Annotated in this window: 22 protein-coding genes and 4 tRNA genes; 2 read left to right on the top strand and 24 right to left on the bottom strand. The window is 35.2% G+C overall.

The window, feature by feature from the left end; all coding sequences use genetic code 11:
* Positions 1 to 125: 125 nt before the first annotated feature.
* The 18 genes from rpoB to rpsU all read right to left on the bottom strand — a co-directional run bounded on the left by rpoB (position 126) and on the right by rpsU (position 12,002).
* Positions 126 to 3,938, bottom strand: a complete 3,813-nt coding sequence (rpoB, locus tag L1S34_RS03695; RefSeq protein ID WP_166138767.1) for a DNA-directed RNA polymerase subunit beta — start codon at positions 3,936 to 3,938, stop codon at positions 126 to 128.
* Between the two features lie 275 nt (positions 3,939 to 4,213).
* Positions 4,214 to 4,582 carry a 50S ribosomal protein L7/L12 gene (gene rplL / locus L1S34_RS03690; RefSeq protein WP_166138772.1) on the bottom strand — a complete coding sequence of 123 codons (369 nt, stop codon included), beginning with the start codon at positions 4,580 to 4,582 and terminating at the stop codon, positions 4,214 to 4,216.
* Between the two features lie 86 nt (positions 4,583 to 4,668).
* On the bottom strand, positions 4,669 to 5,181 hold the full coding sequence (gene rplJ / locus L1S34_RS03685) for a 50S ribosomal protein L10 (protein ID WP_210788393.1): 513 nt from the start codon (positions 5,179 to 5,181) through the stop codon (positions 4,669 to 4,671).
* A gap of 22 nt (positions 5,182 to 5,203) precedes the next feature.
* Entirely contained in the window at positions 5,204 to 5,893 is a 690-nt protein-coding gene (rplA, locus tag L1S34_RS03680; protein ID WP_039111376.1) for a 50S ribosomal protein L1, read from the bottom strand.
* 13 nt (positions 5,894 to 5,906) lie between these two features.
* Positions 5,907 to 6,344: a 50S ribosomal protein L11 gene (gene rplK / locus L1S34_RS03675; protein WP_166138783.1), complete on the bottom strand. Its 438-nt coding sequence runs from the start codon at positions 6,342 to 6,344 to the stop codon at positions 5,907 to 5,909.
* Positions 6,345 to 6,410: 66 nt separating this feature from the next.
* Positions 6,411 to 6,962, bottom strand: coding sequence for a transcription termination/antitermination protein NusG (nusG, locus tag L1S34_RS03670; protein ID WP_166138786.1), 552 nt, complete (start codon positions 6,960 to 6,962; stop codon positions 6,411 to 6,413).
* A gap of 8 nt (positions 6,963 to 6,970) precedes the next feature.
* Positions 6,971 to 7,168, bottom strand: coding sequence for a preprotein translocase subunit SecE (secE, locus tag L1S34_RS03665; protein ID WP_086455318.1), 198 nt, complete (start codon positions 7,166 to 7,168; stop codon positions 6,971 to 6,973).
* Positions 7,169 to 7,185: 17 nt separating this feature from the next.
* A tRNA-Trp gene (locus L1S34_RS03660) sits at positions 7,186 to 7,256 on the bottom strand.
* A 59-nt stretch (positions 7,257 to 7,315) separates the two neighbouring features.
* Complete coding sequence (gene tuf, locus L1S34_RS03655; RefSeq protein WP_166138789.1) at positions 7,316 to 8,503, bottom strand: elongation factor Tu; 1,188 nt, start codon at positions 8,501 to 8,503, stop codon at positions 7,316 to 7,318.
* 52 nt (positions 8,504 to 8,555) lie between these two features.
* A tRNA-Thr gene (locus tag L1S34_RS03650) sits at positions 8,556 to 8,627 on the bottom strand.
* 76 nt (positions 8,628 to 8,703) lie between these two features.
* A tRNA-Tyr gene (locus L1S34_RS03645) sits at positions 8,704 to 8,784 on the bottom strand.
* Positions 8,785 to 8,814: 30 nt separating this feature from the next.
* A tRNA-Thr gene (locus L1S34_RS03640) sits at positions 8,815 to 8,891 on the bottom strand.
* Between the two features lie 90 nt (positions 8,892 to 8,981).
* Positions 8,982 to 9,284: a ribosome hibernation-promoting factor, HPF/YfiA family gene (gene hpf, locus L1S34_RS03635; protein WP_166138791.1), complete on the bottom strand. Its 303-nt coding sequence runs from the start codon at positions 9,282 to 9,284 to the stop codon at positions 8,982 to 8,984.
* 39 nt (positions 9,285 to 9,323) lie between these two features.
* Positions 9,324 to 10,214: a tyrosine-type recombinase/integrase gene (locus L1S34_RS03630; protein WP_236362866.1), complete on the bottom strand. Its 891-nt coding sequence runs from the start codon at positions 10,212 to 10,214 to the stop codon at positions 9,324 to 9,326.
* A 184-nt stretch (positions 10,215 to 10,398) separates the two neighbouring features.
* A complete protein-coding gene (locus tag L1S34_RS03625; RefSeq protein ID WP_236362865.1) occupies positions 10,399 to 11,052 on the bottom strand; it encodes a hypothetical protein in 654 nt (217 codons plus the stop codon).
* On the bottom strand, positions 11,034 to 11,300 hold the full coding sequence (locus L1S34_RS03620; RefSeq protein WP_236362864.1) for a hypothetical protein: 267 nt from the start codon (positions 11,298 to 11,300) through the stop codon (positions 11,034 to 11,036). Before L1S34_RS03620 ends, L1S34_RS03625 begins: the two co-directional genes overlap by 19 nt.
* A complete protein-coding gene (locus tag L1S34_RS03615; protein ID WP_236362863.1) occupies positions 11,293 to 11,571 on the bottom strand; it encodes a hypothetical protein in 279 nt (92 codons plus the stop codon). Before L1S34_RS03615 ends, L1S34_RS03620 begins: the two co-directional genes overlap by 8 nt.
* A 236-nt stretch (positions 11,572 to 11,807) precedes the next feature.
* The gene (rpsU, locus tag L1S34_RS03610) at positions 11,808 to 12,002 is read right to left on the bottom strand and encodes a 30S ribosomal protein S21 (RefSeq protein WP_236362862.1); all 195 of its coding nucleotides are present in this window, start codon (positions 12,000 to 12,002) and stop codon (positions 11,808 to 11,810) included.
* A gap of 312 nt (positions 12,003 to 12,314) precedes the next feature.
* Here rpsU and L1S34_RS03605 point away from each other — a divergent pair, with 312 nt between their 5' ends.
* Positions 12,315 to 13,172: an endonuclease/exonuclease/phosphatase family protein gene (locus L1S34_RS03605; protein WP_236362861.1), complete on the top strand. Its 858-nt coding sequence runs from the start codon at positions 12,315 to 12,317 to the stop codon at positions 13,170 to 13,172.
* A 142-nt stretch (positions 13,173 to 13,314) separates the two neighbouring features.
* Here L1S34_RS03605 and L1S34_RS03600 read toward each other — a convergent pair whose 3' ends face one another.
* On the bottom strand, positions 13,315 to 14,484 hold the full coding sequence (locus tag L1S34_RS03600) for an acyl-CoA dehydrogenase family protein (RefSeq protein ID WP_166138807.1): 1,170 nt from the start codon (positions 14,482 to 14,484) through the stop codon (positions 13,315 to 13,317).
* 176 nt (positions 14,485 to 14,660) lie between these two features.
* Positions 14,661 to 15,557 carry a ComEA family DNA-binding protein gene (locus tag L1S34_RS03595; protein ID WP_236362860.1) on the bottom strand — a complete coding sequence of 299 codons (897 nt, stop codon included), beginning with the start codon at positions 15,555 to 15,557 and terminating at the stop codon, positions 14,661 to 14,663.
* Between the two features lie 250 nt (positions 15,558 to 15,807).
* On the opposite strand from L1S34_RS03595, the gene L1S34_RS03590 reads away from it, so the two are divergent.
* Complete coding sequence (locus tag L1S34_RS03590; protein ID WP_166138814.1) at positions 15,808 to 17,271, top strand: APC family permease; 1,464 nt, start codon at positions 15,808 to 15,810, stop codon at positions 17,269 to 17,271.
* A gap of 42 nt (positions 17,272 to 17,313) precedes the next feature.
* Here L1S34_RS03590 and L1S34_RS03585 read toward each other — a convergent pair whose 3' ends face one another.
* From L1S34_RS03585 to L1S34_RS03570, 4 genes are all read right to left on the bottom strand, one after another.
* A complete protein-coding gene (locus L1S34_RS03585; RefSeq protein WP_166133493.1) occupies positions 17,314 to 17,541 on the bottom strand; it encodes a PspC domain-containing protein in 228 nt (75 codons plus the stop codon).
* A 59-nt stretch (positions 17,542 to 17,600) separates the two neighbouring features.
* Positions 17,601 to 18,875 carry a DUF2851 family protein gene (locus tag L1S34_RS03580; RefSeq protein WP_236362859.1) on the bottom strand — a complete coding sequence of 425 codons (1,275 nt, stop codon included), beginning with the start codon at positions 18,873 to 18,875 and terminating at the stop codon, positions 17,601 to 17,603.
* 97 nt (positions 18,876 to 18,972) lie between these two features.
* Positions 18,973 to 19,467 carry a 3'-5' exonuclease gene (locus L1S34_RS03575; protein WP_236362858.1) on the bottom strand — a complete coding sequence of 165 codons (495 nt, stop codon included), beginning with the start codon at positions 19,465 to 19,467 and terminating at the stop codon, positions 18,973 to 18,975.
* A 135-nt stretch (positions 19,468 to 19,602) separates the two neighbouring features.
* A complete protein-coding gene (locus L1S34_RS03570; RefSeq protein ID WP_166133487.1) occupies positions 19,603 to 20,964 on the bottom strand; it encodes a pyridoxal-phosphate dependent enzyme in 1,362 nt (453 codons plus the stop codon).
* Positions 20,965 to 21,054 lie beyond the last annotated feature (90 nt).

Here is a 21,054-nt window from a genome sequence, read left to right as displayed (position 1 = left end):
TTGAACTCTAAAACTCAATAAAAAATCGGAACGGTTTACGGGTATAAATCTTGAAAACTAATTTAAAAAGTAATCAGTGTTCAGTATTCAACATACATTGAACACTGACCACTTTTTACTGAATATTATTCTTCTAATCTGATATCTAAACCAAGACCTTTCAATTCATGCATCAATACATTGAATGATTCAGGTAATCCTGGCTCTGGCATAGATTCTCCTTTAACGATTGCCTCATAGGTTTTAGCTCTACCAATTACGTCATCCGATTTCACTGTTAAGATTTCACGAAGTGTACTAGAAGCTCCATAAGCCTCTAATGCCCAAACTTCCATCTCTCCAAAACGCTGACCTCCAAATTGTGCTTTACCTCCAAGTGGCTGCTGAGTGATTAAAGAGTACGGTCCGATAGAACGTGCGTGCATCTTGTCATCAACCATGTGACCTAATTTCAACATGTAGATTACACCTACAGTTGCAGCTTGGTGGAAACGCTCTCCAGTACCACCATCATACAAATGCGTATGACCAAAACGAGGTACTCCAGCTTCATCCGTTAAAGCGTTGATTTCGTCTAAAGATGCTCCGTCAAAAATTGGTGTAGCAAATTTTCTACCCAAGTTCATACCAGCCCATCCTAATACCGTTTCATAAATCTGACCAATGTTCATACGAGAAGGTACCCCAAGTGGGTTCAACACGATATCAACTGGTGTTCCATCTTCAAGGAAAGGCATATCTTCGTGACGTACGATACGAGCAACAATACCTTTGTTACCGTGACGACCCGCCATCTTATCACCCACTTTTAACTTACGTTTTTTAGCGATGTATACTTTTGCTAATTTCAAAATTCCTGCTGGTAATTCATCTCCAACAGTAATCGTGAATTTCTCTCTACGTAATGCACCTTGTAAGTCGTTCAACTTAATTTTATAGTTATGAATTAAATCATTAACCATTGTATTAGTAGCATCATCAGCTACCCATTGGCCTTTACTTAAGTGAGCAAAATCCTCTACTGCATAAAGCATTTTTTGAGTGTATTTTTTACCTTTTGGTAAAACTTCTTCACCCAAATCATTCATTACACCTTGAGATGTTTTTCCGTTAACGATCAAGAAAAGTTTTTCAACTAATTTGTCTTTCAATTCAACAAATTTCACTTCAAACTCCATTTCAAGTGCTCCTAAAGCATCCTTGTCTTGTGTACGTTTACGCTTATCTTTTACCGCTCTTGCGAACAATTTTTTATCTAAAACAACACCATGTAAAGAAGGAGACGCTTTCAAAGAAGCATCTTTTACATCACCTGCTTTGTCACCAAAGATAGCACGCAATAATTTCTCCTCAGGAGTTGGATCTGATTCCCCTTTTGGAGTAATTTTTCCAATAAGAATATCACCAGGTTTCACCTCGGCTCCAATTCTAATCATACCATTTTCGTCCAAATCTTTAGTAGCTTCTTCAGAAACGTTAGGAATATCATTCGTTAATTCTTCATTACCCAATTTCGTATCTCTTACTTCTAATGAGTAATCATCTACGTGGATTGAAGTAAAGATGTCATCACGAACTACTTTCTCAGAAATTACAATCGCATCCTCAAAGTTATAACCTTTCCATGGCATAAACGCCACTTTCAAGTTACGACCTAATGCTAATTCTCCATTTTGAGTAGCATATCCTTCAGATAAAACCTGACCTGGAACAACTCTATCACCTTTTCTTACGATAGGTTTCAAGTTAATACTTGTTCCTTGGTTGGTTTTTCTAAACTTAATTAAGTTGTATGTTTTTTCATCTGGCTCAAAACTTACCATTCTTTCTTCTTCGGAACGATCATATTTGATAGTGATGATGTTTGCGTCAACATACTCAATAACTCCATGACCTTCAGCATTAATCAATACTCTAGAATCAGAAGCTACTTGACGCTCTAAACCGGTACCTACAATTGGAGCTTCAGGGCGTATCAATGGTACGGCCTGACGCATCATGTTCGATCCCATCAAGGCTCTGTTCGCATCATCATGCTCCAAGAAAGGAATCAAAGATGCAGAAATAGAGGCAATTTGGTTTGGAGCAACGTCAGTATAATCAACATTTGATGGGTCAATAACAGGGAAATCACCTTCTTGACGCGCAATTACGTCTTCGGCAGTAATCTTTCCAGAATTGTCCATTTGAATGTTAGCTTGTGCAATTAACATTCCTTCCTCTTCCTCAGCACTAAGGTAAACTGGAGTAGATTCTAAATCTACAACACCATTAGTTACTTTACGGTAAGGTGTTTCGATGAATCCCATTCCATTCACTTTAGCGTAAACACCAAGTGAAGAAATCAATCCAATGTTTGGTCCCTCAGGAGTTTCAATTGGACATAAACGCCCGTAGTGCGTATAGTGAACGTCACGAACCTCAAATCCTGCTCTTTCTCTTGAAAGTCCACCTGGTCCAAGTGCAGATAACCTACGCTTGTGCGTGATCTCAGCCAATGGATTGGTTTGATCCATAAATTGAGACAACTGGTTGGTACCAAAGAATGAGTTAATTACAGAAGATAATGTTTTGGCATTGATCAAATCAATAGGTGTAAACACCTCATTATCTCTTACGTTCATTCTTTCGCGAATTGTTCTAGCCATACGAGCAAGACCAACACCAAATTGTTGAGAAAGTTGTTCACCAACTGTTCTTACTCTTCGGTTAGATAAGTGATCAATATCATCAATCTCCGCTTTAGAGTTGATTAATTCAATCAAATATTTCACGATAGTTATGATATCCTCTTTGGTCAAGACTTGCTTTTCCATCGGGGTATCTAAACCTAACTTTTTATTAATTCTGTAACGACCTACTTCACCTAAGTTATAACGTTGATCAGAGAAAAATAATTTATCAATGATACCACGTGCTGTTTCTTCATCAGGCGGTTCTGCGTTACGCAATTGTCTATAGATATGCTCAACAGCCTCTTTCTCAGAGTTTGTTGGATCCTTTTGCAATGTATTATGAATGATAGCATAATCACCTTGATTAGCATCTTCTTTATGTAATAAGATAGACTTAACGTTAGAATCAATGATTTCTTCCACATTATCTTTGTCGATAATAGTATCTCTATCAAGGATTATTTCGTTACGTTCGATAGATACAACTTCACCTGTATCTTCATCTACGAAATCCTCGTGCCAAGTGTTCAATACACGTGCAGCAAGTTTTCTACCAATGTATTTCTTAAGACCAGTTTTAGAAACCTTAATTTCCTCAGCAAGGTCAAAAATTTCAAGAATATCTTTATCTCTTTCAAAACCGATAGCTCTGAAAAGAGTGGTTACTGGTAATTTTTTCTTTCTATCAATGTAAGCATACATTACACTATTGATATCAGTAGAAAATTCAATCCAAGAACCTTTAAACGGAATTACTCTCGCCGAATACAATTTTGTACCATTTGCATGGAATGATTGACCAAAGAAAACACCCGGAGAACGGTGCAATTGAGATACAACTACACGTTCAGCACCATTGATAACAAAGGTACCACTAGGCGTCATATAAGGAATTGTACCAAGATAAACATCTTGAACAATAGTTTCAAAATCTTCGTGTTCTGGGTCAGTACAGTACAGTTTAAGTCTAGCCTTTAATGGCACGCTGTACGTAAGACCTCTTTCTATACATTCTTGAATTGTATAACGTGGAGGATCTACAAAATAATCAAGGAACTCTAATACGAAGTTGTTTCTTGTATCAGTTATTGGAAAATTTTCCATGAAGGTATTGTAAAGCCCTTCGTCACCTCTTTCGTCTGATTTAGTTTCTAATTGAAAAAAATCTTTAAACGACTTAACCTGAACATCTAGAAAATCTGGATAGTCAGGGATATTTTTTGTTGAGGCAAAATTCAATCTTTCAGTCTGATTTGTTAGCATCAATGGACAAAATTTTGATTAAAAAAGTAATTTGTTTTGTGAATTTTAGAGTTCTAAAAACACATTTTATAACCACTACATCTTTAAAAATTAATTATTAGGATAACTACTTTCTTATTATCTATTAATTTTTTTTCCTCGTAATGGGCATAAATAGGGTATTCAACGTGCTAGTTTGTTGTAATACAAGCTAGACTTTTGTTATACGAAAAATGGTTTAGGTCATTGAGTGACTAAACTCAAGACCTAAACCTTATTTTATAAACTTAGTTTAACTATTTAAGCTCAACTACAGCTCCAGCTTCTTCTAAAGATTTTTTAAGACCTTCAGCCTCTTCTTTAGTTACACCTTCTTTAACAGTACTTGGAGCACTATCAACTACATCTTTAGCTTCTTTCAAACCTAAACCTGTAAGTTCTTTAACCAATTTCACAACTGCTAACTTAGAAGCACCAGCTTCTTTCAATACAACTGTAAACTCAGTTTGAACTTCTTCAGCAGCAGCTTCACCACCACCTGAAACTACTACAGCTGCAGCAGCTGGTTCGATTCCGTACTCATCTTTTAATATTGTTGCTAATTCGTTAACTTCTTTTACAGTAAGGTTAACTAATTGTTCTGCGAATTGTTTCAAATCTGCCATTTTTTCTATCGTTTTAAAATGATTTGTAAAAATATAATTTATTTATTGTGCGCTAATTTAAATAACTATAGTTTGAAATATAGTTATTATGCCTCTGCTTCTTCAGTTGCCTCTTCGCTATTAGCGAATTGGTTTTGAAGAGCTGAGATAACTCTTTGTGCAGGAGATTGCAATAATCCAATGATTTCGCCAATAAGCTCTTCTTTAGATTTGATAGTTGCTAATGCATCTAATTGATCGTCTCCGATGTAAACTTCAGAATTAATGTAAGCTCCTTTCAATACAGGCTTTGCTGATTTTTTTCTGAAATCTTTAATAATTTTTCCAGGTGCATTTGCAACATCTGAAATAAAGATCGCACTGTTACCAGTTAATACTGATGGTAAATCTCCATAATCATTGTCAGATGCTTCCATTGCTTTTGCAAGCAAAGTGTTTTTTACAACCTCTAATTTTATACCTGCTTTAAAGCAAGCTCTTCTCAAGCTTGAAGTAGTCTCTGCATTAAGTCCTGAAATATCAGATATGTAAATGATATTTGTACCAGCTAACTGTGCAGTTAAATCTTCAATCGCGATTGATTTTTCTTCTCTAGTCATACTAAAAATTATTAACTACCAATTATACTGCTTTTGGATCCAATGCAATAGCTGGACTCATTGTGCTTGTAAGGTGAATACCTTTAATGTAGGTACCTTTAGCAGCAGTTGGCTTAAGTTTGATTAATGTTTGAATAATTTCGTGTGCATTGTCATAAATTTGCTCAGCACCAAATGATACTTTACCAATTCCTGCATGTACAATACCAGTTTTATCAACTTTAAAATCGATTTTACCAGCTTTAACTTCTTGAACAGCTTTTGCAACATCCATAGTTACAGTACCTGTTTTAGGGTTTGGCATTAAACCTCTAGGTCCTAAAATACGACCCAATGGACCTAATTTACCCATAACAGCAGGCATAGTGATGATAACATCAACATCTGTCCAACCATCTTTAATTTTTTGAAGGTAATCATCAAGACCAACGTAGTCTGCACCAGCTGCCAAAGCTTCCGCTTCCTTATCTGGAGTAACTAATGCTAATACTTTAACATCTTTACCAGTACCATGAGGTAAAGTAACTACACCTCTTACCATTTGATTCGCTTTTCTTGGATCTACACCCAAACGAACTGCGATATCAACAGACTCATCAAATTTTGCAGAAGCAATAACTTTGATCAATGCAGCAGCATCTTTCAAAGAATACAATTTGTTCTTTTCAATTTTTGAAGCAGCCTCTTTTTGCTTTTTTGTCAATTTTGCCATGTCTATCTCTTAATTAAAAAGGAGAATCTCCTGATATAGTTATACCCATAGATCTAGCAGTTCCAGCAATCATGCTCATAGCAGATTCGATTGTGAATGCATTTAAATCTACCATTTTATCTTCAGCAATTGCCTTGATAACATCCCAAGTAACGCTAGCTACTTTTTTACGATTTGGTTCACCAGATCCTGACTTTAGCTTTGCAGCTTCCAATAACTGGACAGCCGCTGGAGGAGTCTTAACAACAAAATCAAATGATTTGTCTTTATACACAGTAATTTGTACTGGGCATATTTTGCCGGGTTTATCTTGAGTTCTAGCATTAAATTGCTTACAGAATTCCATGATGTTTACCCCAGCAGCTCCTAAAGCAGGTCCAACCGGTGGCGACGGGTTCGCAGCACCTCCCTTAACTTGTAGTTTAACTACCTTACTAATTTCTTTAGCCATTTTTAAAAAATTTAACATTGCAACCAATGGAAGCGGTTACAATGATTATTATAGATGTAACAAAAATTATACTTTTTCAACTTGCATGAAACTCAATTCTAAAGGTGTTTTTCTTCCGAAAATTTTCACCATTACTTCAAGTTTACGCTTTTCTTCATTAATTTTTTCAACCGTACCGTTGAATCCATTAAATGGTCCATCAATTACTTTTACAGTTTCGCCCATATTGAATGGAATAGCACGTGTATCTGTATTAACAGCCAACTCATCAACTTTTCCTAGCATTCTATTAACTTCCGACATTCTTAACGGAACAGGCTCTCCACCTTTAACTTCTCCTAGAAAACCAATAACACTTGTTATAGACTTAATGATATGTGGTATTTCACCAACAAGATTCGCTTCAATCATTACATAACCAGGAAAATAAACCTTGTCTTTAACTAATTTTTTTCCTTCCTTAACAGTAACGACTTTTTCGGTTGGAACAAGAACTTGAGAAACATAATCTTCCATTCCTAATCTTGCGATTTCGGTCTCGATATATGCTTTTACTTTGTTCTCCTGCCCACTAACCGCTCTAACGACATACCACTTCTTCACATTATTATCTGCCATAACAAAAATTAAGCTTTTATCCAATTAAAAAATCCAGCTAAAGCTTTTGCGAAAATCTCATCTACTCCCCAAGTCCCCAAGGCAAATAAAACAGAAAATACAGCTACAACAATGGTTAGACGCTGTACTTCAGACCATTCCGGCCAAGTTACATTTGATTTTAATTCCTCAAATGCCTCTGATATGTAATTTACAACTTTTGTCATTGTGATTTATTTTTTTGCACGGGCGGAGGGATTCGAACCCCCATCAACGGTTTTGGAGACCGCTATTCTACCCTTGAACTACGCCCGTAGAATAAAAAATAGTGTCATCGTTAAACGACACTATTTTTTGATTGTATATTTCGTGGATTAACCTACGATTTCAGTTACTTGTCCAGCACCTACTGTTCTACCACCTTCACGGATAGCGAAACGTAAACCAACGCTCATTGCGATTGGGCTTAACAAAGATACATTGATAGTTAAGTTATCACCTGGCATTACCATCTCTACACCTTCTGGTAAAGTAATAACTCCTGTTACGTCAGTTGTACGTACGTAGAACTGTGGACGGTAGTTATTGTGGAATGGAGTGTGACGTCCACCTTCTTCTTTTTTCAAGATATAAACCTCAGCTTTGAAAGTAGCGTGTGGCTTAACAGATCCTGGCTTAATGATAACCATTCCTCTTTTGATAGATTCTTTATCAATACCTCTCAACAATAAACCTACGTTATCTCCAGCTTCTCCTCTATCAAGGATTTTACGGAACATCTCAACTCCAGTGATAGTAGAAGTCAATTTCTCAGCTCCCATACCAATGATTTCAACTGGATCTCCAGTGTTAGCAATACCAGTTTCGATACGACCTGTAGCAACAGTTCCACGACCAGTAATTGTAAATACATCCTCAACTGGCATCAAGAATGGTTTGTCAGTATCACGTAATGGCTCTTCGATCCAGTTATCAACAGCTTCCATCAATTCTAAAATTTTAGGAACCCATGCAGCGTCATTGTTCAATCCTCCTAAAGCAGAACCTTGGATAACTGGACAGTTGTCACCATCATATTCGTAGAAAGATAATAAATCTCTAATTTCCATTTCAACAAGCTCTAACAACTCAGCGTCATCTACCATGTCAACTTTGTTCATGAAAACAACCATTCTAGGAATACCTACTTGGCGACCTAAAAGGATGTGCTCACGCGTTTGTGGCATTGGTCCATCAGTTGCAGCTACAACAAGGATAGCTCCATCCATTTGAGCAGCACCAGTAACCATGTTCTTTACGTAATCCGCGTGACCTGGACAGTCAACGTGTGCGTAGTGACGGTTAGCAGTTTCGTACTCAACGTGTGATGTATTGATAGTAATACCTCTTTCTTTTTCTTCAGGAGCATTATCAATTTGATCAAATGATTTTGCTTGACAGTAACCAGCATCAGATAATACTTTTGTGATTGCTGCTGTTAAAGTAGTTTTACCGTGATCTACGTGTCCGATCGTACCAATATTTAAGTGTGGTTTCGAACGGTTAAAGGTTTCTTTTGCCATTTTACTTAATTTTAATCTTGTTATATATTAATTTTTATTTCCTACTTACTTGAGCCAACTACGGGAATTGAACCCGTGACCTCTTCCTTACCAAGGAAGCACTCTACCTCTGAGCTAAGTCGGCAGAACCTCTTATCAAAGAGCTTAGTTTATAAAAGAGAAGCTGTATACTTTTCTAAAACAACTAAGTTTTATTCTTGTGGGGAGAGCAGGATTCGAACCTGCGAAGTTCACACAGCAGATTTACAGTCTGCCCTCGTTGGCCGCTTGAGTATCTCCCCTCACTTTCTTTATCTTTCAATATGTTAACTTGGAGCCGGCGGAGGGACTCGAACCCACGACCTGCTGATTACAAATCAGCTGCTCTAGCCAACTGAGCTACGCTGGCAAATTGATAAAAAAAGTCCGCTATTTCTAACGGACTGCAAATGTATAGATTTTATCTAGCAATCAAAACATTTTTTGAAAAAATTTTATATTAAATGTGCGAACTAATCTTTTCTTTTCGTTTTAGAAGCATTCGCTCTAGAGATTCTGCGGCCAACTCTGTCGCTTCTTCAAAAGTTTTGCATTGTTTTTTAACCAACAACTCATCACCGGGTACATTAATTTTTACTTCGACAATTTTATTTTCTTTCTCACTCGTTTTTTCCACTTTCAAATACACATCAGACGAGACGACCTTATCGTAGTACTTTTCAAGTTTATCCATTCTTTCTTGAACAAAATCAACCAACTTTCTGTCAACAGTAAAGTTAACTGCGTGAACACTTACCTTCATAATCATCGTTATTAAAAATTATTAAATATTTTTTTATCATCAACCCCTTGGATGTGCTTTTTTATGCACTTCTTGAAGAACCGATAAACTACTGTGTGTGTACACTTGCGTAGAAGCTAGACTAGCATGCCCTAACAATTCTTTGACTGAATTTAAATCTGCACCATTATTAAGTAAATGAGTAGCAAAAGTGTGACGAAGAATGTGAGGACTTTTTTTTAGCTTGTGTGACACTTCACTAAAGTATGAATTTATTAACCGATACACAAGACTTTCGTTTAATTTTGTTCCTTTTTTCGTGAGAAAAAAATAATCTGAATCTTCAAGTATCTCTAAATCAGCCCTAGCAACAAGGTATCTCGTGATCGAATCTAACAAAAACGGCAACAACGGTAGCAAACGTTCTTTTTGGCGCTTCCCTAGTACTTTGATAATACCCGATCCTAAATCTACATTTTTAAACTCCAACCCAATAAGCTCTGCCCTTCGCATGCCTGTTGCATAAAACAATTCAACAATCAATTGATTGCGTATTGATTCGAAATCAGCTCCTTCTGAAAAAACCTCCGCAACCTGCACCATTTCTTGTTCTGAAAAAGGAATCTGAATTATTTTGGGAGTTTTTAAGGCCTTGTGAGTCGCCAAAGGACTGGCTTTAAGTTGCTTACTTCGGAGTAAAAATTTATAAAATGCTTTGAGACTAGCAATTTTTCTATTAATTGTAGTGTTTGAAAGTGACTGATCGACTAACTCTACTATCCAAGCTCTTATTTGAACATACAAAACATCATCAATTGAAGTTTGCCCATATCGCAACAGCACAAAGTCTCGAAAAGAAACTATGTCATTATTATAAGCCGTGATGGTATGATCGGAATACTTTTTCTCCAGGCGGAGGTGTTGTTCAAATGCTTCTATACTTGTAACCATAAAAAAACCGTTAGCACCAAAGTTAAATAATTTTGATGACTAACGGTTCCTATTTTCTGTAGAATCGACTAACTTTCTAAGCTATCTTTCAAATTTTGGATATAAGCCGCTTTTTGAATTTTGATTCTGTTTGTTACTGATGGCTTAATAAAAGCAGCACATGCTCTTTGATTGCGAATTCTCTTTATTTTTTCTTTTTAAAACTAAAGTAATACTTAACTTCAAAACCCAAATTATATTTAGTATCTAAATCTGTTGTAGGTGTCCTTTTAATCACCTTGTTAAAGTTGATATTATCTACAAAAACAGATAACAAAATTGCATCATAGGATTCTGACCACAATTTACCCAAAACCCCCATGTTTAAACCAAAAGAACGACTAACTCCTTTTCGGGTTTCTTTTGAATGAATTGTTTTAGTCTCTTGATAAACAAAAATCGCATCTGAAGCTTTTATTTCGGCATAATTATATTTTGGCTTTACTGCTAGGTACCAATGTTTATTTTGATCCAAAGGAATAGACAAATTGGGAGTAACACTCCAATTTAAAGCCTGAAAAGTTGTAAAAACATCTTTTATCCGCATCAAAGAATTTGCAGAGTCATAAGTAGTATTGTTTTGCAAAGCGCCGAAAAAGAATCGGAATTCAACCTCTGGCTTAATAAAGTCCTGCAGATTATATTGAACTCCTGCAGAAATATTTAGGTAACCATTATTTTCAAAAGATGTATTGATATTTTGCCCCGCACCCAAAAAAGGCAATACCTTTTGTGCATTGACACAAAAAGTATTGACAATTACTACAAATAAAACTTTACTTATTTTAGAATAACCCATGCAATAGTAAAATTTAAAATAGGAACAACTTGATGAACTAAATTACTACTGAAATTATATCCCAATCCTGTATTCGCACCAAGATTTACCCCTGTTTTATACGTTTTTTGAAATCCCCACACAGCCCCTGCTGTAAGGCCGTCATAATCGCTTAAATAAGAACCATCATTAATAGGTTTCATATAATAACTAATAGAAGGAGCAATATAAGCAGCTGAATTACCCCTAATTGATTTATTTTTAGCCAAGCGTTTTTTCTAAATTATAATAATAACGATATTGCGCTCTGCCGAATGGAGATGCCAACAGTTTTAATTTCCCATCTCCATTACCCGTGCTTCCAAATGACAAATTAACATCAACATTAAAAGTTGTCTTATCACCTAGAACCCGCTCATAGGTCAAGCCTGGTGCTAAAATATTAACTTTAAATAAATTTCTCGATAAATCACTTTCTTTTTGCGAATAGGCAAGCGTTGAAAAGATTAAAATAGCTGTAAATATTAAGATTTTTTTCATGGTCAATAGTGTTTTTAAAATTAATAAGATATTTTATTCTTTTTGAATAAGTCTTGATCCAGACCGTTCACCATTATTATAACCTGCACCGTAATTTTCATAATTTTCCTTTTAACTGATAATAAAAAAAATGTAAGATTTACTTTGTTATCAGTTAAAAGGAAATTTTTTTAACAAAAAAAATAGCATTAAAGTTAAAAAACTTTAATGCTATTTCTATAATAATTTAGAATCGACTAACTTTCTAAGCTATCTTTCATATTTTGGATATAAGCCGCTTTTTGAATTTTGATTCTGTTTGTTACTGAAGGCTTAATAAAAGCAGTACGTGCTCTTAGTTGACGAACAGTTCCTGTTTTATCAAATTTTCTTTTGTAACGTTTTAACGCTCTATCGATATTTTCTCCGTCTTTAATTGGTATAATTAACATAATATAGACACCCCCTTTCTTTAGCCTGCAAAAGTAGAATAATAAAGTGAACAAACAAGTGTTTGGATAATTTTATTTAATTTTACTAACAAAATAAAGTTTATGTGGTTTATCGTAATTTCTATTCTATTACTTCTTGCGAGTATTTTACCCTATATGCCACTAACTCATTGGTTCTATAGATTTTTTGAGTTTGGGAAAATCCAAATACTTATTTTACAGATTACGGCTTTGGTTTTTAGCTTTATCCTGTTAAATCAATCAGAAGTTTGGATCCAAACTCTTCAGATATTGACTTTTGTTGTTATAACAATGCATCTTACCGCCCTTTACAAATACACGTCTTTTTACAAGTCAGTACAAAGAGAGCCTTGCGATGTTTCTTCAGAATTAATCACTGTCCTTTCAGCAAACATACTTCAAGACAATACAGAATATGAAAAATTTATAGCTTTAGTTCACAAATACAATCCAGATATTGTTTTAACCATGGAATCTGATGAAAATTGGGAAAAGGCACTCTTAGTTTTGGATCAAAAATACAAATACAATGTAAAAGTAGCTTTAAGGAACACCTATGGAATGCATTTGTATTCTAAGTTAAAAATTACAAATCACAATGTTCATTATTTTGTGGCCGACGATTTACCAAGTATCGAGGCTAAAATAAAAACAGCTGACGGTTTTGAATTTACTTTCTTTGCAGTTCATCCGCCTCCACCAAGTCCTACTGAAGAAGAAAATTCCAAAGAGCGTGATGGAGAACTTTTAAGTGTTGCGAAAAAAATAAGACAGAATGCAGATACTTGTGTTGTAGTTGGGGATTTCAATAATGTGGCTTGGGCAAAATCCTCCATCCTATTTAGAAAAACTAGCGAGACAATTGACGGGAGAATTGGTCGTGGATTCATTTCAAGTTTTCATACCAAATATTGGTTTTTAAGATTCCCTATTGATTTGATGTTTCATACACCAGATGTATTTATAGACGAATTGAAAAGTTTAGAATATTTTGGATCTGATCATTTTCCGATTTACGCAAAGTTTTTCATCAATAAGAAAACTTCCGAACAACAGCACTTAACAGAAAACTTAGAAGAGGGCGAACATGAGATTGTTCAAGAAATAATCGTAGAAGGGATAAACGAAAAAAGCGACAATCGTAACTGATTGTCGCTTTTTTATATAGTTTAAAAATTTTTATACATTTTACAATTTTCTACAAATCACTTTTAATTTAATTTGAATGTTTTTATCTCCAAAATTAATAAATTAGAAATTTTTCGAAAATCGCTATGTAATTTCAGAGCAACTATTTCACAGCTGGCTCGTAACTTTGATCATCAATAATCATTTTTCCTAAAATTTCTTTTAAAATCTCTGAAGTACCGCCTCCAATTGGCCCTAAGCGACTGTCTCTAAACAAGCGCGCCAAAGGATACTCTTCCATGTAACCATAACCACCTAGCATCTGCAAACAACTGTAAATAGCCTCATCAGCAACTTTGGTTGATTTCAACTTAGCCATTGTAGCCTCTTTTACTACATATTCTCCTTTATCTAATCGAGCAACAGCAGCATAATTAAAAATTTTACAGTGCTCTACTTCTGTAGCGTGCTCTACAAGGGTGTGACGCAAGGCTTGAAATTTACTTATCTTTTTTCCAAAAGCTTCACGTTGAGACATATAATCGATAGTATAATCAATTGCATATTCTCCTCTAGCATGTGCATTAATTGCCATTATTAAGCGTTCAAGTGCAAAATGCTGCATGATATATGGAAATCCTTTCCCTTCTTCACCCATAAGATTTTCAGCAGGAATCTCTACATTATCAAATGCGATCTCTGCCGTATCCGATGCTCTCCATCCCAATTTATCAAGTTTAGATGCTGATATTCCTTTTAGACCGGTATCCATCAAAAAGATACTAATTCCTTTGTTACCCAACTCCGGATTTGTTTTGGCCGCCACAATATAATAATCAGCGTAAACACCATTAGTGATAAAGGTTTTCGATCCGTTTATGATATATTTGTCGCCTTTTCTAACTGCGGTGGTGCGCATTCCCGCAACATCACTTCCTCCAAAAGGTTCTGATATACACAATGCTCCAATTTTTTCACCTGCAATACTCGGCGCAAGATAATCTTGCTTGATTCTATCATCGCCTTCTGCATTTAAATGCGTCATAGCTAAATACGCATGAGCCCACATTGCTGCAGCAAAACCTGATGATTTTATCTTTTGTAGTTCTTCTAAAAAAACAACTGTGTAAAACAAATCAAGATTCATCCCGCCGTAGGCCTCTGGGTAATTAATTCCAAAGTAACCCATATCGCCAAATTTTTTCCAGATAAAACGCTCTATCGTACCTGTTTTTTCCCATTTTTCAATGTGAGGAACCACTTCTTTTTGTAAAAAATCTTTTAAACTTTCTCTGAAGGCCTGATGCTCTTCTGTGAAGTAAACTGAATTCATATTCTATTATTTTTTTCTTTTAAAAATGTAAATTAAGGTCGTCATTGTTGGACTGAGGCTTACAATTATTAAATGCAACAATACATCAACTAATCTAAAGAAAGGCACTTTACTCTAATAGTTCACTCAAACTAAACGGGATAAAAAACCTACATAGCTCCCAAAACCAGCAACTTCTAACGAAAGTCCAAATATAAGGCAATTATTTTTGCTTTATCAACAGGAAATCCTTTAATTTTTGTTAAATCCTCAATTTTAGTAAAATCTCCTTTCATGCTACGGTAGGTAATTATATCCCGAGCAAGCCCACCTTTAAAATAATAAAACTGATTTAATTCTTTTAGAGATGCATTATTAACATCTAACTTTAAAATAGCCGGCAATGCACCGATATGAAAATGTGTATTCAATTCTGAAATAACCTCAGGTGATAAGCCCCAAACTTCAGTCAATTGCTCCATACTTACAAATCCACCAAGAATGGAACGCTGCTTGATAATTCTGGTAGACAATGCCTCACCTACACCATAAATTTTCATAAGATCATCTTGGTTTGCGAGATTGATATCTTTGACAATGATTTTTTCTTTAGCTCCTGCAGCCTTTTTATAATCATACGATTTTTTAGTGTAGTCACCTTTTGGTTTCGTTGATACCCAAGTCGGAAACTGAAACATTGGAGCAATTTCTTTTAAAAGAGAATCTGAAATTTGAGTCACCATTTGAAACTCAGCTGCTGAATTAACGTATTTATTTTGTTTTCTAAAAGCGAATAAGCGGTCAATCTCTGCGACTGACATGCCTAAATTATATCCTTTATAGTCAGAAATAAAATTAGGGTTAAATTTATATATTTTGTTCGACGCTTTTTTAGCATTATTACTAAGTGTGTCGATGGTACTTTGCAGAGCCAACCACGTTTGCTCCTTAGGATCTTTTTTTTCTATGACAGACCAATCACAAAAAAACACCAAACTTTGTAATATGACGATAAAAACTAACAGTATTAAAACACCTGTACGTTGTTGTTTAGTATAGCTAAAATAGGAAACAATGGTTTGTAATCCATTCATAGGTTTAAAAATTGATATCACACGAGATTAGTTTTAAAAATAAGAAATAAATACGAAACTCATTACGAATTACTTTAAAAAAATTGATTCTCAACACACAACCAACTTTTATCATATTGCGGTAAATATGACAAATCAATAATAAAAAAGAGTTTGAGACATTTTTTACAACTTAAAATTCAATAATTGTTTTTATTTTTTGTAAAAAAGAATACATTTGGTGCTTAATAACTTAAAACATTAAACAACCATGTCAATCTGGAGAGTTAAACCAGTATCGGCTTTTGAAGCTGATATGAAAAAAAGTCAATTAAAAAGAGTTTTAGGTAAGTGGAGCCTTACCGCTATTGGTATTGGAGCCATCATAGGAGGGGGAATATTTGTATTAACAGGTACAGGCGCATACAATCATGCAGGTCCAGCACTTGCTCTTTCGTTTGTAATTGCAGGTATTGCCTGTGTATTTGCTGCATTATGTTATTCTGAATTCGCTTCTATATTACCCGTTGAAGGTTCTGCATACGCTTACGCTTACGGAACAATTGGAGAAATATTTGCCTGGATTATTGGCTGGGGATTAATTCTAGAATACGCCATGGGATCTATGACCGTCGCCGTTTCGTGGTCTGGTTATTTTAATAAAATGCTCAAGATGTTCGGAGTATCATTACCCGAATGGCTTACTGCAGACCCAGGAAGTTATACTGGAGAGGGATTTAGCATGAACTTACCGGCATTTCTAATTGTATTGCTTGTAATTTCATTACTTATTAAAGGTACTGAGAAAGCAGCAAGCGCTAACAACTTTATTGTAATCTTAAAAGTTTCTGCCGTAATATTTGTAATTATTGCGGGAGCATTCTTTATTGATGTAGACAACTGGTCTCCATTTATCCCAGAAGCACAAACAATTATAGTTGATGACAAACCACACGAAGCGTATGGCGTAGCCGGAATAGTTTCAGGAGCAGCTGCTATTTTCTTTGCTTATGTAGGTTTTGATGCTGTTTCTACCCAAGCTGGTGAAGCAATCAATCCGAAGAAAGACGTTCCTTTTGCTATTATTGCATCATTATTAGTTTGTACCGTTCTATATATCTTAGTATCATTAGTACTTACTGGTATGATTAGCTACCAAGATTTCAACCCACTAGGTAAATATCCAGAAGCGATCAAAGCACCTGTTGCATATGCATTTGATATTGCTGGTCAAGCTTGGGCTGGCTACATTATTACTATTGCTGCTACCGTAGGTTTAATTTCTGTATTAATGGTAATGATCATGGGACAATCCCGTATTTTCTTAGGGATGTCAAAAGATGGATTAATCCCACCGGTTTTTTCAAAAATCAATCCTTTGTCAGGAACACCAAGAACAAACTTGATGATATTAGGAGCATTTATTGCTATTGTTGCAGCTTTTACACCAATTAGTAAACTTGCTGAAATGACCAGTTTTGGTACCTTATTTGCCTTTACAATGGTATGTATCGCTGTGTGGATTTTGAGAGTAAAACAACCTACTTTAGAGCGCAGTTTTAAAGTACCTGCGTTACCAGTTATTGCAATTTGCGGAATCGCAATTAATACCTACTTGATGGTAAACTTGAGTAAAGATGCTCAATTATTCTCATTAGGATGGCTAGCGATTGGTATGGTAATCTATTTCCTTTATGGAAAAAGAAATTCTAAATTGAACAACCCACAAGAATAAAACAAAAAAGGCTCCTAAATGATTAGGAGCCTTTTTTTTATCTTATAGATCAAAAACTGATGTTCGCTTAGCGCGAATAAGATCTTTTAACTTAATCCAAAAAGCCAGTGTTAGATACACTGCAAACCACAAACCCGCGGTGACAAACGATAAGTAAATAAAAAAAAGTCGCACACTACTAGCACGCATTCCTAAAGTATCTGCCAATCGTGAAGACACATGGAATCCGTGTTTTTCGAAAAAAAACTTGAGTTTTATAATTACTGACATACAATTTAATTGCTAGAACAAATCTACAAAAAATACAGGATGAAATAACTCTAGTAAAATTAAAGTCCCGCTTTTAATAAATCGACCCCAATTGCACACTCTAAGCATTTACTTTTATTACAATATTCATTTTTGAGCTGTAATAGGGCTTGCGAATCAAATGCATTACTAGCATCAATACCAAAACTAGAAAATTTAGTAATTATAGCGTTTTTCTCTGCAGCAATTCCTTCCATAATCGTCAATAGATTATCTAAAACCTCACCTCCTTTACTCTTTTCGTAAGCAAATTGCATCGGAATTATGGTATTGATTAGGATTAAATCGATAAAAGACTTAGATAGTTTTTTAGTTCTTTTAATACTATTTTTATCAAATTGATAATGCAAATCCCAATAAGAAGATGCTGAAATTTCAAACAGCTGATACCATTTTTCAATAGTTTGTACTTGCATCAAAAGTTCGAATAAATTGGCATTTTGATGGTATAATTGTGCTAGTTGTGACAATCTAACAGTTGGAAAATTATCAGGACGGTGTTTAAAAAACTGCACTGTACCTTCAACTCGTGGCTCTAAATTGTACTTGTGCACCAAATACAAAAATCTAAATTTTAAATCCTTGAAGTACGCATCTTCATGCTCTGGTTCTAACAAACCTAACAAACCAAAAAATAAAGCTTCTAAATTAGCAAGCTCTGAGCGCTCTTTGCGAATAATTGAAAAAGGAATAGATTGGGCCATCCTTAAAAAAATATCCCCATTGGTATTTAAACCAAAATTCTTAGCTAATAACCAAAACAAAGTAGCTTCCCAGTCGTTTTGTGATTGGTCTAAAAACGCAAAAATAGGTGTAGCTTTACGATCTAATCTTTCAAAAAACAAACGCTCTTTCCAATTACTCCAAACAAAATTAGCTGTGCTTGCTAGCTGTTTTTCACAAAAAATCCAGGACTTAGGGTCTAGTAAAACAGTGTAATTTTGCACCGTTTGAGCGTCTACATAATTTTTAAGTTCTAAAACAGGAATGGCACTATTATTTTTTCTAAAAATTTCGGTGTCATGTTCCCAAACAACATGAAGGATCACATTTTCGTAAGCAGGATCTTGCTCATGATGATGAAGATACCAATCAGACGATTTTACATGGATTTCAACATTTCCAGCCCATTTTTGTTCACCAATTGTGATTTGAGCATTAAAAAAATCAGGACCTGCTAATTCCAAATACTGACCAGCAGCAATCACAGTTACAGCCTCACCACTTGTAGTTATCATTTCGAAACTGCTGAATTTTTTAAACTTCCAGATGTAATGTAAAAAATCTTCCTTCATAGATCTAAATTTAGGCAGACCTAATGTACAAAAAAAGATTATAATTTAATAAGAAAATAACGATTTACAAAACAGTTAAATCCACACAGTCAGATAACTACGCACCTACAAGATGAGCTACATACAGCTTCGCACAAGCACGCGCATCAGATAAAGCCTCATGATGCTGCAATTTAATATTCATCACACGACAGCAATTTTTAAGTGTTGTAGGCTTTAGACCTTTTGCTCTGTACAATTTCACTGTACACTCCCAACGGTCTTTTATATCTAAATCTTGATATGGTAATTCATACATCGCCATCGATTTTTGAAGTACAGACCGATCAAAACTTTCATTATGCGCTACTACAATTTGCCCTTGCAAACGCTTTTTAATTTCAGGAAAAACATCCAGAAAAGTAGGCGAGAAACGCGTGTCTTTTGGTGTGATGCCATGGACCGCAATAGTGTACGGACTATAACTATTATTAGGTGGCTGAATCAAACTTACGTATTCATCTACAATTATTCCGTTTTGAACGGTAACAATACCAACTGAACAAGGATGGAAAGAGATTGCAGTTTCAAAATCAATAGCTGTAAAGGTCATTGCGTGCGAATTATAAAATTTAAACTAATCGTGAACTAGGAAGTGAAGTTGGATTTAGGACATAAAAAAACCACAGTACAACAAATCAAAACGTATATAGTTAGCTCTTGCTGTACTGCGGTTTGAGTTTTTCAATTATTTAATCGAACCAATAATATCGTACTTTGTGATAATATGGTGTTTGCCATTAGAAAGTTCTACTAAAACAGCGGCATTTTCTTTGGTAAACAAACGAGAAACTTCATCAATTGGAGTGCTCTCGCTCACAACTGGAAATGGTTTGCCCATGACATCTTTAATCGGTTTATCGGCAACGTCTTTGTTCGCTACATAGCTTTGAAATAAGTCACTTTCGTCAACTGAACCAACAAATCCATTAATATCTATTACTGGGATTTGTGATATTTTGTATTTACGCATACGCTCAATAGCATGCGAAACCAACTCCTCGGTGCGAACAACCACAAGCGGTTTATCGATATGATCTTTGATAACATCAGCTGCTTTTGTGATTTCATCTTCTAGGAAACCTCTTTCACGCATCCAATCATCATTGAACATCTTACCCACATAGCGACTTCCTGAATCGTGAAAAAGTACTACAACAACATCCTCAGGTGTAAAATGATCTTTCAATTGCAACAAACCTTTAATGGCTGCACCAGCAGAATTCCCAACAAATATACCCTCTTCTAAAGCAATTTTTCTGGTGTAAACTGCGGCGTCTTTATCAGTCACTTTTGTGAAACCATCGATTAGAGAAAAGTCAACATTTTTAGGTAAAATATCTTCTCCAATTCCTTCAGTGATGTACGAATAAATTTCATTTTCATCAAAAATTCCGGTTTCGTGGTATTTTTTAAAAACAGAACCGTAGGTATCAATTCCCCAAATTTTAATATTTGGATTTTGTTCTTTTAAATATTTAGCTGTCCCAGAAATGGTTCCACCGGTTCCTACTCCTACTACAAAATGAGTTATTTTACCATCGGTTTGTTTCCAAATTTCCGGACCTGTTTGCTCGTAATGTGCAATTGCATTCGAAGGATTATCGTATTGATTGACGTACCAAGAATTAGGAGTTTCCTCAGCCAAACGCTTTGAAACAGAATAGTAAGAACGCGGATCAGTAGGCTCAACATCAGTTGGGCAAACTACAACTTTAGCACCTACGGCACGAAGAATATCCATTTTTTCTTTGGATTGTTTATCTGAAATAACGCATATTAACTTATATCCTTTGATGATAGCAACCAAGGCCAATCCCATACCTGTGTTACCAGAAGTACCTTCAATAATAGTTCCGCCAGGTTGTAAACGACCATCAGCTTCTGCATCTTCAATCATTTTCATAGCCATTCTGTCTTTTACAGAATTTCCCGGATTGAAGGTTTCTACTTTTGCTAGTACCAAAGCATCAACTTCGGCGGTAACTCTATTTAGTTTTACTAACGGAGTATTACCGATGGTACCTAATATATTTTCTGCGTAATGCATAAAAAAGTGTATTTAAATTTAAGATTTGTTACAAAAACGATTGCAAAGATAGTGTTTTGTTAGAAATTATTCTTGCTCAAGACAGATTGC

The sequence above is a fragment of the Flavobacterium sp. K77 genome, from assembly GCF_021608205.1.
GTDB lineage: Bacteria > Bacteroidota > Bacteroidia > Flavobacteriales > Flavobacteriaceae > Flavobacterium > Flavobacterium turcicum.
This window is presented reverse-complemented; position numbering and strand designations above follow the sequence as displayed.

Coding starts and splice junctions, on each gene's coding strand:
- L1S34_RS03585 (WP_166133493.1), bottom strand. CDS start 17,541: ATGTCAGTAATTATAAAACTCAAGTTTTTTTTCGAAAAACACGGATTC.
- hpf (WP_166138791.1), bottom strand. CDS start 9,284: ATGAAGGTAAGTGTTCACGCAGTTAACTTTACTGTTGACAGAAAGTTG.
- tuf (WP_166138789.1), bottom strand. CDS start 8,503: ATGGCAAAAGAAACCTTTAACCGTTCGAAACCACACTTAAATATTGGT.
- L1S34_RS03600 (WP_166138807.1), bottom strand. CDS start 14,484: ATGAATTCAGTTTACTTCACAGAAGAGCATCAGGCCTTCAGAGAAAGT.
- rpsU (WP_236362862.1), bottom strand. CDS start 12,002: ATGTTAATTATACCAATTAAAGACGGAGAAAATATCGATAGAGCGTTA.
- L1S34_RS03580 (WP_236362859.1), bottom strand. CDS start 18,875: ATGAAGGAAGATTTTTTACATTACATCTGGAAGTTTAAAAAATTCAGC.
- rpoB (WP_166138767.1), bottom strand. CDS start 3,938: ATGCTAACAAATCAGACTGAAAGATTGAATTTTGCCTCAACAAAAAAT.
- rplJ (WP_210788393.1), bottom strand. CDS start 5,181: ATGACTAGAGAAGAAAAATCAATCGCGATTGAAGATTTAACTGCACAG.
- nusG (WP_166138786.1), bottom strand. CDS start 6,962: ATGGCAGATAATAATGTGAAGAAGTGGTATGTCGTTAGAGCGGTTAGT.
- secE (WP_086455318.1), bottom strand. CDS start 7,168: ATGACAAAAGTTGTAAATTACATATCAGAGGCATTTGAGGAATTAAAA.
- L1S34_RS03575 (WP_236362858.1), bottom strand. CDS start 19,467: ATGACCTTTACAGCTATTGATTTTGAAACTGCAATCTCTTTCCATCCT.
- L1S34_RS03590 (WP_166138814.1), top strand. CDS start 15,808: ATGTCAATCTGGAGAGTTAAACCAGTATCGGCTTTTGAAGCTGATATG.
- rplA (WP_039111376.1), bottom strand. CDS start 5,893: ATGGCAAAATTGACAAAAAAGCAAAAAGAGGCTGCTTCAAAAATTGAA.
- L1S34_RS03595 (WP_236362860.1), bottom strand. CDS start 15,557: ATGAATGGATTACAAACCATTGTTTCCTATTTTAGCTATACTAAACAA.
- L1S34_RS03625 (WP_236362865.1), bottom strand. CDS start 11,052: ATGGGTTATTCTAAAATAAGTAAAGTTTTATTTGTAGTAATTGTCAAT.
- L1S34_RS03615 (WP_236362863.1), bottom strand. CDS start 11,571: ATGAAAAAAATCTTAATATTTACAGCTATTTTAATCTTTTCAACGCTT.
- L1S34_RS03605 (WP_236362861.1), top strand. CDS start 12,315: ATGCATCTTACCGCCCTTTACAAATACACGTCTTTTTACAAGTCAGTA.
- L1S34_RS03630 (WP_236362866.1), bottom strand. CDS start 10,214: ATGGTTACAAGTATAGAAGCATTTGAACAACACCTCCGCCTGGAGAAA.
- L1S34_RS03570 (WP_166133487.1), bottom strand. CDS start 20,964: ATGCATTACGCAGAAAATATATTAGGTACCATCGGTAATACTCCGTTA.
- rplK (WP_166138783.1), bottom strand. CDS start 6,344: ATGGCTAAAGAAATTAGTAAGGTAGTTAAACTACAAGTTAAGGGAGGT.
- rplL (WP_166138772.1), bottom strand. CDS start 4,582: ATGGCAGATTTGAAACAATTCGCAGAACAATTAGTTAACCTTACTGTA.